The 15500-nt window shown below is 69.4% G+C and carries 15 protein-coding genes; 8 read left to right on the plus strand and 7 right to left on the minus strand.

What is annotated here, in order from left to right; translation table 11 throughout:
- The first annotated feature begins 116 nt into the window (after positions 1 to 116).
- Positions 117 to 1736 (plus strand): tannase/feruloyl esterase family alpha/beta hydrolase, encoded by a 1620-nt coding sequence (locus tag ACIREE_RS26300; RefSeq protein WP_404156854.1) that lies wholly within the window; start codon positions 117 to 119, stop codon positions 1734 to 1736.
- Positions 1737 to 1856: 120 nt separating this feature from the next.
- Positions 1857 to 2747, plus strand: a complete 891-nt coding sequence (locus ACIREE_RS26305) for an alpha/beta fold hydrolase (protein ID WP_404156856.1) — start codon at positions 1857 to 1859, stop codon at positions 2745 to 2747.
- A gap of 3 nt (positions 2748 to 2750) precedes the next feature.
- Here ACIREE_RS26305 and ACIREE_RS26310 read toward each other — a convergent pair whose 3' ends face one another.
- The 3 genes from ACIREE_RS26310 to ACIREE_RS26320 form a co-directional block, all read right to left on the minus strand.
- Positions 2751 to 3206, minus strand: a complete 456-nt coding sequence (locus tag ACIREE_RS26310; protein WP_404156857.1) for a hypothetical protein — start codon at positions 3204 to 3206, stop codon at positions 2751 to 2753.
- Positions 3203 to 3736 carry an RNA polymerase sigma factor gene (locus ACIREE_RS26315; RefSeq protein WP_404156859.1) on the minus strand — a complete coding sequence of 178 codons (534 nt, stop codon included), beginning with the start codon at positions 3734 to 3736 and terminating at the stop codon, positions 3203 to 3205. The genes ACIREE_RS26310 and ACIREE_RS26315 overlap by 4 nt, the downstream gene beginning before the upstream one ends.
- Before the next feature lie 82 nt (positions 3737 to 3818).
- The gene (locus ACIREE_RS26320) at positions 3819 to 4742 is read right to left on the minus strand and encodes an SDR family NAD(P)-dependent oxidoreductase (protein WP_404156861.1); all 924 of its coding nucleotides are present in this window, start codon (positions 4740 to 4742) and stop codon (positions 3819 to 3821) included.
- Positions 4743 to 4945: 203 nt separating this feature from the next.
- Here ACIREE_RS26320 and ACIREE_RS26325 point away from each other — a divergent pair, with 203 nt between their 5' ends.
- Positions 4946 to 5812: a helix-turn-helix transcriptional regulator gene (locus ACIREE_RS26325; RefSeq protein WP_404156863.1), complete on the plus strand. Its 867-nt coding sequence runs from the start codon at positions 4946 to 4948 to the stop codon at positions 5810 to 5812.
- Between the two features lie 14 nt (positions 5813 to 5826).
- Here ACIREE_RS26325 and ACIREE_RS26330 read toward each other — a convergent pair whose 3' ends face one another.
- Positions 5827 to 6666 (minus strand): AraC family transcriptional regulator, encoded by an 840-nt coding sequence (locus ACIREE_RS26330; protein ID WP_404156866.1) that lies wholly within the window; start codon positions 6664 to 6666, stop codon positions 5827 to 5829.
- Positions 6667 to 6806: 140 nt separating this feature from the next.
- Here ACIREE_RS26330 and ACIREE_RS26335 point away from each other — a divergent pair, with 140 nt between their 5' ends.
- On the plus strand, positions 6807 to 8105 hold the full coding sequence (locus tag ACIREE_RS26335; protein ID WP_404156869.1) for a CynX/NimT family MFS transporter: 1299 nt from the start codon (positions 6807 to 6809) through the stop codon (positions 8103 to 8105).
- 133 nt (positions 8106 to 8238) lie between these two features.
- Here the strand turns inward: ACIREE_RS26335 and ACIREE_RS26340 are convergent, their stop codons facing one another.
- Positions 8239 to 8727 (minus strand): TetR/AcrR family transcriptional regulator, encoded by a 489-nt coding sequence (locus tag ACIREE_RS26340; RefSeq protein ID WP_404156956.1) that lies wholly within the window; start codon positions 8725 to 8727, stop codon positions 8239 to 8241.
- 249 nt (positions 8728 to 8976) lie between these two features.
- On the minus strand, positions 8977 to 10047 hold the full coding sequence (locus ACIREE_RS26345) for an alpha/beta fold hydrolase (RefSeq protein WP_404156871.1): 1071 nt from the start codon (positions 10045 to 10047) through the stop codon (positions 8977 to 8979).
- A gap of 324 nt (positions 10048 to 10371) precedes the next feature.
- Here ACIREE_RS26345 and ACIREE_RS26350 point away from each other — a divergent pair, with 324 nt between their 5' ends.
- The 3 genes from ACIREE_RS26350 (at position 10372) to ACIREE_RS26360 (ending at position 13458) form a co-directional block, all read left to right on the plus strand.
- The gene (locus tag ACIREE_RS26350) at positions 10372 to 11814 is read left to right on the plus strand and encodes an aldehyde dehydrogenase (protein WP_404156874.1); all 1443 of its coding nucleotides are present in this window, start codon (positions 10372 to 10374) and stop codon (positions 11812 to 11814) included.
- Between the two features lie 230 nt (positions 11815 to 12044).
- Positions 12045 to 13091: an alpha/beta fold hydrolase gene (locus ACIREE_RS26355; RefSeq protein ID WP_404156877.1), complete on the plus strand. Its 1047-nt coding sequence runs from the start codon at positions 12045 to 12047 to the stop codon at positions 13089 to 13091.
- Between the two features lie 172 nt (positions 13092 to 13263).
- Positions 13264 to 13458: a hypothetical protein gene (locus ACIREE_RS26360; protein WP_404156881.1), complete on the plus strand. Its 195-nt coding sequence runs from the start codon at positions 13264 to 13266 to the stop codon at positions 13456 to 13458.
- Between the two features lie 86 nt (positions 13459 to 13544).
- Here the strand turns inward: ACIREE_RS26360 and ACIREE_RS26365 are convergent, their stop codons facing one another.
- Positions 13545 to 14000, minus strand: a complete 456-nt coding sequence (locus ACIREE_RS26365) for a winged helix-turn-helix transcriptional regulator (protein WP_404156884.1) — start codon at positions 13998 to 14000, stop codon at positions 13545 to 13547.
- A gap of 118 nt (positions 14001 to 14118) precedes the next feature.
- Between ACIREE_RS26365 and ACIREE_RS26370 the strand changes: the two genes are divergently transcribed.
- Positions 14119 to 15417: an MFS transporter gene (locus ACIREE_RS26370; protein ID WP_404156888.1), complete on the plus strand. Its 1299-nt coding sequence runs from the start codon at positions 14119 to 14121 to the stop codon at positions 15415 to 15417.
- The last annotated feature ends 83 nt before the right edge of the window (positions 15418 to 15500 follow it).

Below are 15500 nucleotides of genomic sequence, written 5' to 3' on the forward strand. Positions count from 1 at the left end.
CCATGCCGCTGCCTGGCCCCGCCTTGCCATGTACCGCGTTGTGCCATGCGCCGCGCTTTCGACACACATGTGTCATCACACCTGGGCACACACCTTCCACCTGAAACGGGTATCCCATGAACCGACTTCTGACTGTCCTCGCGGCCGGTGCGCCACTGGCCGCGGCGGTGTATCTGCCGACCGCGTCAGCGGCGCCACAGAGAAGCTCCGGCCACCCGACGTTCTCGTGCGCCACGGCGTCCGTGCAGGCCCCTGCCGGTACCGAGGTGGAATCCGTGACGGCGGTCAGCCAGGGGGGCGGCACCGTCCACGGGAGCGGAGGCCTCGGCGGTACGGTCACCGATGTCCCCGCCTACTGCGAGGTGACAGTCACCGTCACCCACCCGGGCGCCGACGATCACGCCGAAGTGCGGACCTGGCTGCCCGTGCACGGCTGGAACGGCCGCTTACAGGCGCTCGGTGGCAGCGCCTACGCGGCCGGGGACAACGGCACCGGTCTCGCCGCCGCGGTCAAGAACGGCTACGCCGCGACCACCACCGACGCCGGGGTCGGCGATGTCGTCGACGTCGGCTGGGCGCTGAACAGCAAGGGCCGGGTCAACACCGCCCTGCTGAAGAACTTCGCCTCCCGCTCCCAGCACGAGGCGTCGGTCGTCGGCAAGCAGGTCGTCGACGACGTCTACGGCAGGAGTGCCGCCTACTCCTACTTCAACGGCTGCTCCACCGGCGGGCGTCAGGGCTACATGGAGGCCCAGCGCTACCCCGACGACTACGACGGCATCCTCGCCAACGCGCCCGCCATCAACTGGGACGAGTTCGAGGTCGCCACTCTGTGGCCACAGGTGGTCATGAACAACGAGCGGACGTTCCCGTCCTCCTGCGAGTTCAAGGCCTTCACCGACGCAGCCGTCAAGGCCTGCGACTCGCTCGACGGTGCCACCGACGGGCTGGTCGACGATCCGTCCCGGTGCGACTTCGACCCGCGCCGGCTGATCGGCACCAAGGTGGTGTGCGAAGGCAGGGAGCTGACCCTCTCGGCGGCCGACGCGGGCGTGGTCCGCAAGATCTGGGACGGCCCGCACGCCACGTCGGGAAAGAAGCTGTGGTCCGGCGTCCCGGTCGGAGCCGATCTGTCGGGTCTGGCCCACATCACCGACCCCGACGAGAACGGCGACGTCAAGGGCGATCCGTTCGCCGTGCCCCAGTACTGGGTCGCGACGTGGCTGAAGAAGCAGCCGTCGTTCGACGTCTCGACCCTCACCTACCGCCGGTTCACCCAGTTGTTCAGGCAGTCCGAAGCCGAGTACGACAGGATCATCGGCACCGACGACCCCGATCTGTCCGCCTACCGTGACTCCGGCGGCAAGCTCCTGAGCTGGCACGGTCTGGCAGACCAGTACATCCCCGGCCAGGGCACCGTCGACTACCGCGAGCAGGTCCAGCGGACGATGGGCGGCGCCGAGCGGGTCGACGACTTCTACCGTCTCTTCCTCGCCCCGGGCACGGTCCACTGCGGTCTCAACAAGGGCGATGGCACGACCGACGACCTCGGTGCGCTGAGGACCTGGGTCGAGCACGGCAAGGCCCCCGAGACGCTGTCCGCCACTCTGATCAACTCCTCCGGGCAGAGCGTCGCCCGTGACCTGTGCAGCTACCCGCGGGTCTCCCGCCACACGGGCCACGGTGCCCCGGCCGACGCCGTCGGCTTCCGTTGCGTCTCCCCGCCCCGACGCTGACCGGTCCGCCGCGCGGCGGACGCCTACGCACACCCGGATAAACACGAGGGAACCTTCGCCGGATCGTGTGCCTCCTGGCGGGGTGAACGCGACCTTGCGTGCCCGGCGAAGGGATTCCTCATGTTCAAAATGATCGACAGCGACCGTCCGATGCCCCCACTGGAAGGGGTCGAGCACCGGTGGGTGACGGTCCGCGGGGCCCGGTTGCACATCGCCGAGTCCGGCAGCGGCGAGCCCGTCCTCCTGCTGCACGGTTTCCCGCAGCACTGGTACGCGTGGCGCGCGCTCGTCCCGTTTCTCACCGACGGCCACCGGCTGATCTGCGTCGATCTGCGCGGCTTCGGCTGGTCGCAGCAGACCGAGCGCGGTTACGACACGGACGGGCTCGGCGACGACGTACTCGCGCTCCTCGACGCGCTCGGCCTCGACCGGGTGACCCTGGTCGCGCACAACTGGGGTGCAGGAGTGGGTTTCCGGCTGTGCCAGCGGGCCCCCGAGCGGTTCCGCGCCTTCCTGGCTCTGAACATGACGCACCCGTGGACGCGCCACCGCGACGTCCTGCCGAACCTGTGGCGGATGTGGTTCACCGCCTTCATCGAGTACCCGGTGCTCGGACGGCTGGTCCTGCGCCACTGGCCGGCCTTCACCCGAAGTCTGCTGCGACGCGTGGTCGCCGATCCGGCGATGTGGCGGGACGCGGATCTCGCCGAGTTCACCGAGGCGGCACAGCACTCGGCCCATGCCGGGCAGGCGATGTTCTGGCAGTACGTCGTGCGGGACATCCCCGCGAGCTTCCGGGGGACCCACCGCCGACGGCGGCTGACCGTCCCGACGCTGGTCATGGGCGGCGAACACGACCCGGTGATCCCACCCGCCCTGCTGCGCGGCGGCGCTCCCGACGCGGACGATCTGACCGTACGGGTGGTGCCGGGCGCGGGGCACCATCTCCACGAGGAGCGGCCGGAGTTGGTCGCCGAGGCACTGCGGAGGCTCATCGCCGAGGCCGGCTGAGGGTCACCGCAGGGCGGCGCGCCGCTCCACCTCGCGGAAGAAGTCCCGGGTGCGGCGCTTCCCGAGCAGGCGGCGGTACACACGCTGCACGGGGCCGAGGGCGGCGGGGCGCGCCGCGCCGCAGACGGCGAGCCGCGTCCCGGTGCCGTCCGGCACGGCGGCCATTCCCATCGTCACCAGCCGGGACTGCATCAGGCACCACCCGGGGCTCAGCCGCACATCGAACGGCCCGCGCAGGCCGAGTACGTCCACGGCCCGCGCCGCCTTGCGCTCGCTGTCGCCGGGCGGGACCTCGAACTCCCGGACGAAGGAGATCAGATGGGGCAGTTCGCCTTCCAGGTCGGCGATGACGGCCCACACCCGGTCGAAGGGCAGGGCGATCCATGCCTCGGCGTACAGGGGGGCGCGCAGCCCGGCGGCCAGTACGCGCAGCCGGGCGACCGTATCGGATCCGTTCACCGTGTCCACGCCTTCCGGAAGGAGGAACGGGCCCTGTTCAGCCGGGACTTCACCGTGCCCTCGGGTACACCGAGCAGCTCGGCCGTCGTCTGCTCGTCCAGGCCTTCCAGTTCCCGCAGTACCAGTACGGTGCGGTGCCGGACGGGCAGCCGGGCAAGCAAGTCCCTTACTTCTGTGCTCAGTTCGGTACCGGCGCCGGGCAGCAGGTCCCGCAGCCGGGTGATCTCCTGAGGGTCGGCGGGCGTCTCGCCCGAGGTGCGCCGCGCCACCCGGACAGCCTCCCGCACGGTGACCGTACGCACCCAGCCGTAGAACGCCTGCGGATCCCGCAGCCCACGCAGCCCCCGGAACACCGCGAGGAGGGATTCCTGCACGGCATCCGCGGTGTCGGCCGGGGCGAGCGGGGTGCAAAGACGGGTGACATACGGGGTCACCAGCTTCAGCAGATCGTCCATGGCGAGGGCGTCGCCACCCCGCGCGGCCCGTACGAGCGGCGCCGCCGCGTCCCAGGGCCGCACGTCGTCATCCATCGCCGCACACCATATCCGTTGACGGTGTGCGATCAGGCCGGGGTCTCGGCGCACGTATGCGCAAGGAGGCCTGACCCCCGACTCAGGCGGCGAACGCCGCGGTGAACCGTTCGGCGGCGTCCCAGAGTTCGCCTTCGCGCTGGGCGTCGTAGGACTCCTCGGACGACCGGGCCGCACGGGTGCGGTCCACGTAGGACCCGGTCGGCGCCTCGGTCGTGCCGATGACGATGTCGGCCAGGTAGCGCCCGGCGGCATCGCGGCCGGTCGCGAACGGGGTGAGGGTCATGACCGGCAGGATGCGGCGCATCGCGAACCGGGAGACCGGCCCCGCGTTCCGGGCGAGGCCGGTGCCGGGGACGAACCCCGGGTTGTAGGCGACGGCGTCGATCCCGGCCGGCAGCCGGCGCGCGTACTCGTGCACCAGATAGATCGCGGCCAGCTTGCTCGTGGAGTACGCGGTACGCCCGCCCGCCGCGGTGCCCGGCCTGGGGAAGGCGCCCGTACGGGCCAGGACGTCCGGGGACGTCCAGGCCGGACCCGGCACCATGCCCATGTTGTGCTTGAAGTCGCCGAAGTGGGTGTCGCTTGCGGTGATCACGATCCGGGCGGGAGCCACGAACAGGTCCTGGAGCAGGCGGACGAACAGGTGGTTGGCGAGCACGTTGATCGCGAAGGTCGACTCGAACCCGTCGGGCCCCTCGGTCAGCGCGTTCGTGTACTGCATGCCCGCGTTGCCCACGAAACCGCGCAGCGGCGGCAGATCACCACGCTCCCGCCGCTCGCGGATCTCGGCGGCAGCCGACCGGACGCTGTCCAGCGAACCGAGGTCCGCCGGGACATGCGAGACCGCGTACCCGCCCGCGCCCAGTTCTGCGGCCAGGTGTGCGCCGGACGATCCGCGGGCGACGACAAGGAGGTGCACGTCGGGCGAGCGGCGCAGGATCTGCTCTGCCGCGATGCGACCGATGCCACGGCTCGCGCCCGTCATCACGATGGTGTGCTGCATGGGAGGCCCCTCTTTCCAGGTCAGCTCTGCTGGTCGGCTCTACCGGTGAGCTCTACCGGTGCGCTCTACTGGTCAGCCGATGTGCGCCCGGGCTGGGCGCAGGACCACGTTCGCCGCGCGCGCCACCGCCAACCAGTGCCGTCCCCGTCACCAGGACTGGCAGTACCCAGGCTCGCCGGGAGCCGAGCGGCGAGAATGGACCCATGGCTGCCTCCCGTTCCACCTTCGGCGCACTCGTGCGCGCCTGGCGCGACCGCCTCGACCCGGCCGACGCCGGCCTCACCGCGTCGGCCGGCCGACGCGCCCCGGGGCTGCGCCGCGAGGAACTCGCGCACCTGGCCGGGCTCTCGGTCGACTACGTCCTGCGCCTGGAGCAGTCACGCGCGAAACATCCCTCGGCCCAGGTCGTCGGCGCCCTCTCCCGGGCACTTCAGCTCTCCCGGAACGAGCGCGACCAGCTGTACCGGAGCGCCGGGCTCCTGCCGCCGCAGGACGGCACGGTCAGCACCCATGTGCCCCCGGGCATCCAGCGGTTGGCCGCGCGCCTGGGCGACGTCCCGATCGGGGTGTTCACCGCTGCCTGGGCCCTGGTGTGGTGGAACCCCATGTGGAGTGCACTGCACGGCGACCCCTCCGTACTCCCGGCCGCCGAGCGCAACCTGGCGCGGGCTCTCTTCGGCGACGGCGCCGCTCATGCCTCGCTGTTGCCCGTTCAGTCCGAGCGCGGACAGGACGCCTTCGAGGCGTCGATCGTCGCCGACCTCAAGGACGCCGCATCCCGCTACCCCGCGGACGCCCAGCTCGACCGTCTCGTGCAGGAACTGCGGGCAGGATCCGACGCCTTCGCCCATCACTGGGCCACGCAGACAGCCGGCGCTCAGCACACCTCTGACCGCAAGACGATCCGGCATCCGGAGATCGGCGACATCCTGCTCGACTGCGACGTCCTGATCGTTCCGGGCGTGGACCTGCGCATGGTCACCTATACGACCGCGTCCGGCAGCAGCGACGAGGGAAAGCTCGACCTGCTGCGCGTCACGGGCGGCCGTACCGCCACCGCACGTCCCTGACACAGGCCCCGGCCTCATCCGTCAGAAGGGCCCGAGCGCACTCGACCGTCGTGGTGGTCCTCTCCGTGCCGCGCCGTCGTCCTGGTGTCGTCCCGAAGGGAGCGCTGGTACTGGCCTGGTGTCTGCCCGACAAGTGTGGTGAAGGCGTCGATGAAGGCGCTCGGATTCGCCCATCCGCAGGCGGTCGCCGTGTTGATCACCGAGACCTCGCCCGCAAGCAGCAGAAGTGCGTGATGAACCCGGAGCTGGGTGCGCCACTGAGGGAAGCTCATCCCGGTCTCCTGCTGGAAGAGCCTGCTCAGAGTGCGTTCACTGGCGCCGACTTGATGTCCGAGTCGGCCGAGCGTGAGGGGGTTCGACATCTCCTCCTCCACAAGGGCGACCACGGCGCGGAGCCGGTCGTCCTGCGGCTCGGGAAGATGCAGCGGTTGTTCGGGCGCGGTGGTGATGTCGTCGATGATCACCCGGCGCAGACGTGAGCGTGCTCCCGCGGAACGGCGCTCGGAGCCGGTCAAGGTCAACGTGGCCTCACGCGCGAGCGGCGTCATGACGAGCACCGCGGGATGGGCGGGCAACAGTGCGGCCAGGCTCGGCGCCATGAAGACGATGCGCATGTCGGTCCGGCCGTGAGCGCGATGCTGATGCTCGAAGCCTGCGGGAATCCAGACGATCCGGTTCGACGGGGCGATCCACGACCCCGTCGACGTCACGAGCGAGAGCACACCAGTGGCCGGGTACACCAGATGTCCGCGGGTGTGCTCGTGCTCGGGAGTGCGCTCGTCGTGCCCGAGCAGAAATACGTGTTCGCGGAGGACATGTTCGAGCGGCATCGGCTCGTGGCGGGTTTTGGGCATCTTCCGGCAGATTATCAGTTGGCCGCCTCGGTGGCCCTCGGATGAACTGTGGCCGTGGTTCGGCGCCACATGTCGGCGACGACCTCGCTCTACGCACCACACACCTCCCCGGGTGATCGGGGATCGAAAGGACGACCGACGTGACCGACCTCCTCCAAGAACCGACGCTGCGCAAGCGGCCCGGTAGAGCGACCCGCGGCAGACTCGGCATTGCCGTGTTGGCAGTCGGCCTCCTCGCAGCCGCGTTCAACCTGCGCATCGGTGTCGCCTCGGTCGGCCCGGTGCTGTCGGACATCCGGGCGGACCTCGGCCTCTCCGAGGTCGTCGTCAGCCTCCTCACCACCATTCCTGTCGTGGCGTTCGGCGCCTTCGCCTTCGTCACCCCGGCACTGAGCCGCCGCCTGGGCCTGCATCGGCTCCTCGGAGCGACGATGATCGCGCTCGCCGCCGGCATCGCCCTGCGTCTGACGCCCGGCCTGGTCGGCCTCTTCATCGGCACCGTCGTCATCGGTGCGTCGATCGCGATCGCCAACGTCATCATGCCTACCGCGATCAAGCGGGACTTCTCTCACCAAGTCGGCCTGATGATGGGCCTGTACGCGACCGCGCTCTCCGTCGGCGCCGCCCTCGCCGCGGGCGCCACGGTGCCGCTGCTCTCCGTGGTCGGTGGCGGCTGGCGCCCCACGCTGGCGATATGGGCGATCCCCGCCCTCATCGCCTTCCTGCTCCTCGTCCCGCAGTTGCGGCACACCCTCGTCCGTGACCCCCGGACCCACGATGTCGCCGACGTCCCGTCCGAGGCCGGCGAGCCCTCCGTCCGCGCCCTGACGCGCGATCCGGTCGCCATCGCCGTGACCGCCCTCATGGGTCTGCAGAGCATGAGCTTCTACGCGGCCCTGACCTGGGTTCCGACCCTTTTCCAGGACGCGGGTATGGGCGCGCACACGGCCGGCTGGATGCTGTCGTACTCGGCCTTCCTCGGCATCGCCGCCTCACTCGTGACACCCACGATCGCCAAACGGACGCGTCCGACGTGGCTTCCCGTCGCGGTCGCCGTCCTGTTGACCGGTGCCGCCTTCGTCGGTCTGGCCGCGGCCCCCGCGTCGGCGGCGTATGTGTGGATGACGATGCTCGGACTCGGCCAAGGGGCCTCCCTCAGTCTGTCCCTCACCTACATCGTCTGGCGTTCCCCCGATGCCCAGCACACCGGCCACGTCTCGATGATGGCGCAGGGGCTCGGCTACCTCCTGGCCGGACTCGGCCCCATCGGCCTGGGCGCGCTCCACACCGCGACGCACGGCTGGACCGTCCCGCTCATGGCGCTCATCGGCTTGCTCGTCCTGCAGATGTGGGCCGGCGCGCTGGCGAGCCGTGAACGGCACGTTCTGGATGGCCACGACCGCGCTTCGGAACGATCTGCGCGCCGACGCGACGCCTGAACCACCGACGCCTGAACCACCGACGCCTGAACCGCAGAAGCCTGAACCCCCGAAGCCTGCACTACCGACGCTTGAACGGCCGAGGCCTCAACCACCTACGCTCGGGACGTCGTTGTGCGAGGGCGCCGCGGCGTCAGGACGCGCCGAGCCCGTGCAGGAACGTGTCGACGACGATGTCCGCGGCCTGCCCGGGACTCAGCTCGGGCAGTTGCCGGGACACCAGGTGCATGAGCTGGGGGAGCAGCGCGCTCGCCCACCCCGGCGGCCGCCCGCCGCGCAGGAGCCCTTCGTCGGTGGCCCGTTGCAGGAAGACGTCGACTTCCCGGACGGAGGCGTCCCGGCGCCGGCGGATCGCGTCGTCGGTGAGCATGTGGGTGAGGTCGACGGGCCAGGTGCGGTTGACCGTGATGATGTTCTCGGCGTACCGGTGCAGGGCGACGGCAACGGGCGCTTCGGTCAGCCGGGCGTCGTGGATGGCGTGTTCGATGGCGGTGAGGCGGGCTTCGTAGATGGCGGCGAGGAGGTCCTCGCGGGAGGCGAAGCGTCGGTAGACGGTGCGTCGGTCGACGCCCGCTTCGGTGGCGATGCTCGCGATGCTGGTGCCGGGGTCGGTGGCGAGCATGCGGGCTCCGGTGGTCAGAACGGCTTCCAGGTTGCGTGCTGCGTCGGCTCTCACCCCGTCGAGTCTAATCCGGAGATGTGGAGGCTGAGCCACCTAGAGTCATTGCGGAGTAGATCTCAATAAGCTACGTGGCACATTGGAGTGACATGTAAGTGAGGCGGCTGGGCCGACTTCGGGGCGCGACCTCGGGCCCGACCAAGCTGCCTTCGTCACCGCTCGGGCCGGTAACCGTTCACATAGGTGTGAGGCTCAAAGGTGGTCGACGTCGACGACCGCTTGGGCGAAGGTGGCGGGCGCTTCCTGCGGCAGGTTGTGTCCGACGTCCGCGATGGTGCGGTGCTCGTACGGACCGGTGAAGTGATCGCGGTAGCCGGCGCCGTCGCCGGGCGGGGTGAAGGGGTCGAGGGCCGCGTCGAGGGTGATGGTGGGGACGCCGATGGAAGGCTGGGCGGCGAGCTGCTTCTCGTAGCGGTCGTAACGGGGTTCGCCCTCGATGAGGCCGATGCGCCAGCGGTAGTTGTACAGCACGATGGCGGCGTAGTCAGGGTTCTTGAACGCCTCCGCGGTGCGCTGGAAAGTGGCGTCGTCGAAGTCCCAGTTGGGGGAGACGAGCGTCCACACGTAGCGGCACAGCTCGATGCGCTTGTCGGGGTTCTCCATGGTCTTCTTGCCGCGTTCGGTGGCGAAGTACCACTGGTACCACCAGGTGTGTTCGACGGCCGGGGCGGCGGGCTCCAACTGCGATGCGACGTCGGTGATGACGTAGCCGCTGGTGGAGACGAGAGCCTTGACGCGCTCGGGCCACAGGGCGGCGATGATGTCGGCGGTGCGTGAGCCCCAGTCGAAACCGGCGAAGACCGCCTCGTGGATCTTGAGTTCGTCCATCAGGGCGACGATGTCGAGGGCGATGGCGGACTGCTCGGCGTTGCGGGGTGTGTGGCGCGAGAGGAAGCGGGTGCTGCCGTGCCCGCGCAGGTAGGGAACGATGACGCGGTAGCCCAGGTCGGCGAGGAGCGGGGCGACGTCGACGTAGCTGTGGATGTCGTAGGGCCAGCCGTGCAGGCATATGACGACCGGTCCGTGGGCCGGTCCGAGTTCGGCGTAACCGACGTCGAGGAGGCCCGCCTTGACGTGCTTCAGCTCGGGGAAACCGGTGTGCGTACCGGGTGCGATGGTGGGCATGGCGGGGACGGCGGGGGTGGCGCTCGACCAGCCGGAGGCGGTCGCGGCGGACGCCTGCGTGTGCAGGCCGGACAGTGAGACGGCCGCCGCTCCGGTGCCGAGGCCCGCGGCCTTGCTGAAGGTGCGCCTGTTGATCATTTGAGACCCTCCGTCGTGCGTGTCCGGTGACCTGTCCGTACCCGAAGCTCGCCGAGCGACCACGAAGGGGACCGCGGCCTCGGTGCGATGACCCTTGCATGTGGCACGTCACCCGTCAAGGCGGTGACGAATGATGGTTCGCCGCAATGGGACGGGAGGGTCGGTCGAGGGTGTGTCGGGTGTGCGTGGTGTGTGCCGCGCCGTCCAGCTCACACGTGGGGCGCTGAAGCAGGTAAATGCTACAGTAGTGAGGCGGTTAGATGATGTGCCTCAACGAGCTGGACCGAATCCGCTGAACCGCATTCATAGGAAATGAGAACGAACATGAGGACGTACGACCGTCTCTTCATCGGGGGCTCCTGGGTCGATTCGAGCAGTCCGGAGTTGCTCGACATCGCCTCGCCGCACGACCGGACGGTGGTCGGCCGCGCCGCGCAGGCGAAGTCGGCGGACGTGGACCGCGCTGTCGCCGCGGCACGGGCATCTTTCGAGGTGGGGACATGGCGTCTGACCCCGCCGGCCGAGCGGATCGCGGTCCTGCGGCGGTTCAACGCGTTGCGCGAGGAGAACGCGGAGAACATCGCGCACCTCATCTCCCTGGAGAACGGTTCGGCCGGATGGTTCACCCGCGCCGGACAGCCCGGTCTGACCCGCCAGGCGAACGCCTACCTGAAGGCGGCGGAGGAATTCGGCTGGGAGGAGACCCTTGCTCCCTCCGACCCGGCGTCCCCGGCGCGCAGTGTCGTGCGCCGCGAGGCGGTCGGCGTCGTGGCCGCGGTGATTCCGTGGAACTCGCCGTTCTCCTCGGCCACTTCAAAGATCATCCCGGCCCTGGTCGCCGGCAATTCCGTGATTCTCAAGGTGTCTCCGGAGAACTCGCTGAGCATGGGGTTCCTGGCCGAACTGCTGGAGCGGGTGGGTCTGCCCGAGGGCGTGATCAGCGTCCTGCCCGCGGACCGAGAGACCAGTGAGTACCTGGTGTCGCACAAGGAGGTCGACAAGATCGCCTTCACCGGCTCGACGGGGGCCGGCCGCCGCATCGCCTCGATCGCCGGCGAGCAGCTCAAGCGGGTCAGCCTCGAACTGGGCGGCAAATCCGCCGCCATCATCCTTCCCGACGCCGACATCGCGCAGGCCGTCGCGGGCGTGAAGTTCGGCTCCCTGCTCAACAATGGCGAGTCGTGCATCGCCCAGACCAGGATCCTGGCTCCGCGCAGCCGATACGAGGAGGTCGTGGCCGGACTGAAGGAGCTGGTGGAGTCGTTGAAAGTCGGTGACCCGGGCGACCCCGACACGTTCATCGGCCCGATGATCCGCCCCGAGCAGCAGGAGCGCGTGCGCGACTACATCCGGCTCGGCATCGAGGAGGGGGCTCGTCTGGTGACCGGCGGCCCGCAGATCCCCGAGGGGCTGGAAAAGGGCAACTACGTCACGCCGACCGTGTTCGCCGACGTCGACAACTCCATGCGCATCGCACAGGAGGAGATCTTCGGCCCGGTCCTGGTCGTCATCGCCTACGACGACGAGGACGACGCCGTCCGGATCGCCAACGACTCCGAGTACGGGCTCTCCGGCGGCATCTGGTCCTCCGACGAGGACCACGCCTTCGCGGTCGCCCGCCGTGTGCGCACCGGTACCGTCACGATCAACGGCGCCTCCGTCGCCTTCGACGGACCGTTCGGCGGCTTCAAGGCCAGCGGCATCGGGCGCGAGTACGGCGCGGTCGGCCTCGGCACTTACACCGAGTACAAGACCATCACCGTATGAGTACGCCTTCGTGGTCAGGTGCCGGTGAACGTGCAACCGTCCACATACGTGTGAGGGCGGAGCGGAGCCGTGGTTGCTTCGTCTTGCATGTTGCGGCTGATCCTGATGCTGAACCTTGACTTGGATGTCTGGCGTCTAGATGCTCATAACCAGTTAGAGCGGTGATGACCGATGACCGATGGGCGTGCGTGTAGATCAGGTACGCCTCGAATCGAACGCGAGGTACTGGCATGATCAGCAGGCGGGGACCGGTTCAGGTCATGACGGCGGCAGCGGTGACGGAAGTCGCCGGGTCCGCCGGGGTCGGCCAGGCGTCGGCGCGACCGGGTACGACAGCCGCCACGGCCGCGGCCACGACCGGGCCGACCGAGAACGGCCTGGGGCCGGTGCGCCAGATCCGTACCGATGTGTTGGACCTCGCCTATCACGATGTCGGCCCGGGGCACGGCAAGCCGGTGATCCTCCTGCACGGATGGCCCTTCAGTCCCGTCGGCTCCTACGCGGAGGTCGCGCCCGCCCTCGCCCGGCGCGGATACCGCTGCTACATCCCCTACTTGCGTGGCCACGGGCAGACCCGCTTCTTGCGGGAGGACGTCTTCCGCTCCGGCCAACAGGCGGCGCTCGGCTCGGATTTGATCGCCTTCATGGACGCCTTGCGCGTCCCCCGGGCCCTGTTCGCCGGCTACGACTGGGGTGGGAGGGCCGGCGACGTCGCCGCGGCGCTGTGGCCCGAGCGTTGTACTGGCCTGGTCTCCGTGAACGGCTACCTCATCCAGAATCTGGCCGCCGCCCAGGAACCGATGGCTCCCGCGATCGAGGAGGGTTCCTGGTACTTCTTCTACTTCCTCACCGAGCGCGGGCGGAAGGGGCTCCAGCGTGACAGGGAAGGTCTGGCCCGCGTCGTCTGGCACCGCAACTCGCCCGAGTGGCGGTTCGCCGAGGCCGAGTTCGCCCAGGCCGCGGCGCTCTGGACCAACCCCGACTATGTCGACGTGGTGATCCACAGCTACCGGCACCGCCTGGCCGCCGCCCCCGGCGACCCCCGGTACGCCGAACTGGAGCAGCGGCTGTCGGCCCAGCCGACGATCACTGTTCCCGCGGTCACCCTGGACGGCCGGGCCGACGGTGTCACCCCGCCGACCGACGGCAGCGGGTATGCCGCTCACTTCTCCGGCCCCTGGACGCACCATGTCGTTTCGGGCGCCGGCCATAACCTCCCTCAGGAGCAACCCGGGGCGTTCACGGCCGCGATCCTCGAAGTCGACGCCATGCGATGACTTCGCCCGGAACGCCTCCGGTCACCGTCTGGACACTGTCGCATCACCGCCTTGACTGGTGACGCGAGCAGGTGCACGCTGATAGTCGTGGTCGACGGCTCGACGGCTCGACGGCTCGACGGCTCGAAAGCGATGAGGGCACCAACCGCGTTCGGCGAAGTGGAGAACAGTCATGAACGACCAACTCACCGGCGATGCCACCGCGGCAGCGCGGCACGCGCGCTATGGCAGCCTTCCCGGGCGCATCCCCTTCGAGGACATGACCGAAGAGGTGGATGCCGGAGGGGGCGGCGGGGAGGCGGGCGCGTACAACCCCGAAGGGTCGTGGAAGTACTACTCCTGCCTGGCGCTCGACCTGGGGCTCTAGCTCCCGTCCGCCACGTGGGCGCCACTCCTCGCCCGGATACTGGACGCCCTCGGGTGCGCGCCGCCGAAACTGCAGCTCGGCTCAGTTCACCGCCGGCTGGAGACCTTGTGGACGGCGGTGTCGGCGGGGTTCAGTCGCCGCCCGTCCTCGGACAGTACTTCCAGTGCGCGGAGGGGGTGTCCCTGCCGCCGGTCGACCAGCTGTGAATGGGGTTCGCCGGGCGCGAAGGAGTTCTGTTCGCCCCACTGCCGCAGTGCCACGATGACGGGGAACAGCGCCTCGCCTTTCGGGGTCAGTACGTACTCGCGGTAGGCGCTGCCGTCCGAGGCCGGGGCGGATTCGAGGACGCCGCCGTCGACGAGGGTGCGCAGTCGGGCGGTCAGGATGTTCTTCGCCACGCCGAGGCTGCGCTGGAACTCCCCGAAGCGCCGGCTGCCGTCGAAGGCGTCGCGCACGATCAGCAGGGACCACCAGTCGCCGATCGCGTCCACCGACCGGGCGACAGGGCATTCGCTGGTGTCGAAGCGGGTCCTGGTCACCATGGCGTCCCTCACTGCTCTCACAACTGCTCTGGCAAATGGTTGCAACATGCTACCAAGGCGGCTACCGTCGCCGTCGCAAGTGGTAGCAAGATGAAACCAGAAGCGTGGAGGGGTGCGGATGCCCGGCAACGATGAGGCTGTGCCACGACAGGCTGTGCCACGACAGGCTGTGACACCACACGTTGTGACACCGCAGGTCGAGACAGGACAGACGGAGGCCCGAAGCGGGGAAGGTTCGACGGTCGTCCTGTCCCGGGGCGTCGTCATCCTGTTCGCCGTCGCCTGCGCGGCCTCGGTGGCCAACGTCTACTTCTCCCAGCCGCTCCTGGTGACCATGGGGCGCGACCTCGCGATGAGCCCGGCACTCGTCGGCAGCGTCGTCACCTTCACGCATATCGGGTACGGCCTCGGTCTCTTCTTCCTCGTGCCACTCGGCGACGTGGCGGACCGCAGACGACTCATCGTGGCCCAACTCCTGCTTCTGGTAGCCGCGTTGACCGTGGTCGCCATCGCCCCCACGGCAGCGGTCCTGCTCGTGGGTGTGGCCGCGACCGGGCTTCTCGCGGTCGTCACGCAGACGTTGGTGGCCTTCGCGGCGTCGCTGGCCCCCGCCGCCGGACGCGGTCGGGTCGTCGGCCTGGTCACCAGTGGCGTGGTCATCGGAATCCTGCTCGCCCGCACAGCATCCGGCCTTCTGGCCGACCTCGCGGGCTGGCGCTCCGTCTACGTCGCGTCGGCGTCGCTCACCGCCGTACTCGCCCTGATCTTGTACCGAGTGCTGCCGCGCCACGGTGCCGCTGCGCCGACAGCCCTGCGCTACGGGCAGCTCCTGCGCTCCACGATCTCCCTGTTCGCACGGGAGCCACAGCTGCGGGTCAGGGCCCTGTTCGGTCTGCTGGTCTTCGCCGCGTTCAGCACCCTGTGGAGCAGCGTCGCGCTGCCCCTCAGCGAGGCCCCGTACTTCCTGTCCCACACCGCGATCGGGGCGCTGGGACTGGTCGGCGTCGCCGGCGCGCTGGCCGCGACCGTGGCGGGCCGTCTCAACGACCGCGGACACTCCCGGCGGACCACCGGCATCGCCCTGGCCCTGCTCGCCGCCTCCTGGCTGCCCCTGGCCTTCACCCGCAGCTCACTGTGGGCTCTGGCCGCGGGCGTGATCCTTCTCGACCTCGCCGTGCAGGCGGTCCATGTCACCAACCAGACCCTGATCTACACGCTGCACCCGGCTGCGGGAAGCCGGCTGATCGGCGGGTACATGATCTTCTACTCGATCGGCAGCGCCACCGGCGCCATCGCCGCAACCACCCTCTACACGGCGGCCGGCTGGGGCGCCGTATGCGCACTGGGTGCCACGTTCAGCTGCCTCGGACTCGTACTGTGGGCGCTCACCCGGAAATCAGCCACGTCAGACCGGTAGGGCCCGCGCCGACTTCCTCACCAGTTGTGATCGTGTACGGCGGGTGCGAGACCTTTAATGTGGGTGCGTCAGGGTTCCTGACT

Origin of the sequence: Streptomyces sp. NPDC102467 (assembly GCF_044765445.1) — a bacterium.
Classification (GTDB): Bacteria; Actinomycetota; Actinomycetes; order Streptomycetales; family Streptomycetaceae; genus Streptomyces.

Excerpts from the sequence above, each read along its gene's own strand:
- ACIREE_RS26300 (WP_404156854.1), top strand. The coding sequence starts at position 117 with ATGAACCGACTTCTGACTGTCCTCGCGGCCGGTGCGCCACTGGCCGCG.
- ACIREE_RS26305 (WP_404156856.1), top strand. The coding sequence starts at position 1,857 with ATGTTCAAAATGATCGACAGCGACCGTCCGATGCCCCCACTGGAAGGG.
- ACIREE_RS26315 (WP_404156859.1), bottom strand. The coding sequence starts at position 3,736 with ATGGATGACGACGTGCGGCCCTGGGACGCGGCGGCGCCGCTCGTACGG.
- ACIREE_RS26320 (WP_404156861.1), bottom strand. The coding sequence starts at position 4,742 with ATGCAGCACACCATCGTGATGACGGGCGCGAGCCGTGGCATCGGTCGC.
- ACIREE_RS26325 (WP_404156863.1), top strand. The coding sequence starts at position 4,946 with ATGGCTGCCTCCCGTTCCACCTTCGGCGCACTCGTGCGCGCCTGGCGC.
- ACIREE_RS26330 (WP_404156866.1), bottom strand. The coding sequence starts at position 6,666 with ATGCCCAAAACCCGCCACGAGCCGATGCCGCTCGAACATGTCCTCCGC.
- ACIREE_RS26340 (WP_404156956.1), bottom strand. The coding sequence starts at position 8,727 with ATGCTCGCCACCGACCCCGGCACCAGCATCGCGAGCATCGCCACCGAA.
- ACIREE_RS26345 (WP_404156871.1), bottom strand. The coding sequence starts at position 10,047 with ATGATCAACAGGCGCACCTTCAGCAAGGCCGCGGGCCTCGGCACCGGA.
- ACIREE_RS26350 (WP_404156874.1), top strand. The coding sequence starts at position 10,372 with ATGAGGACGTACGACCGTCTCTTCATCGGGGGCTCCTGGGTCGATTCG.
- ACIREE_RS26355 (WP_404156877.1), top strand. The coding sequence starts at position 12,045 with ATGATCAGCAGGCGGGGACCGGTTCAGGTCATGACGGCGGCAGCGGTG.
- ACIREE_RS26360 (WP_404156881.1), top strand. The coding sequence starts at position 13,264 with ATGAACGACCAACTCACCGGCGATGCCACCGCGGCAGCGCGGCACGCG.
- ACIREE_RS26365 (WP_404156884.1), bottom strand. The coding sequence starts at position 14,000 with ATGGTGACCAGGACCCGCTTCGACACCAGCGAATGCCCTGTCGCCCGG.
- ACIREE_RS26370 (WP_404156888.1), top strand. The coding sequence starts at position 14,119 with ATGCCCGGCAACGATGAGGCTGTGCCACGACAGGCTGTGCCACGACAG.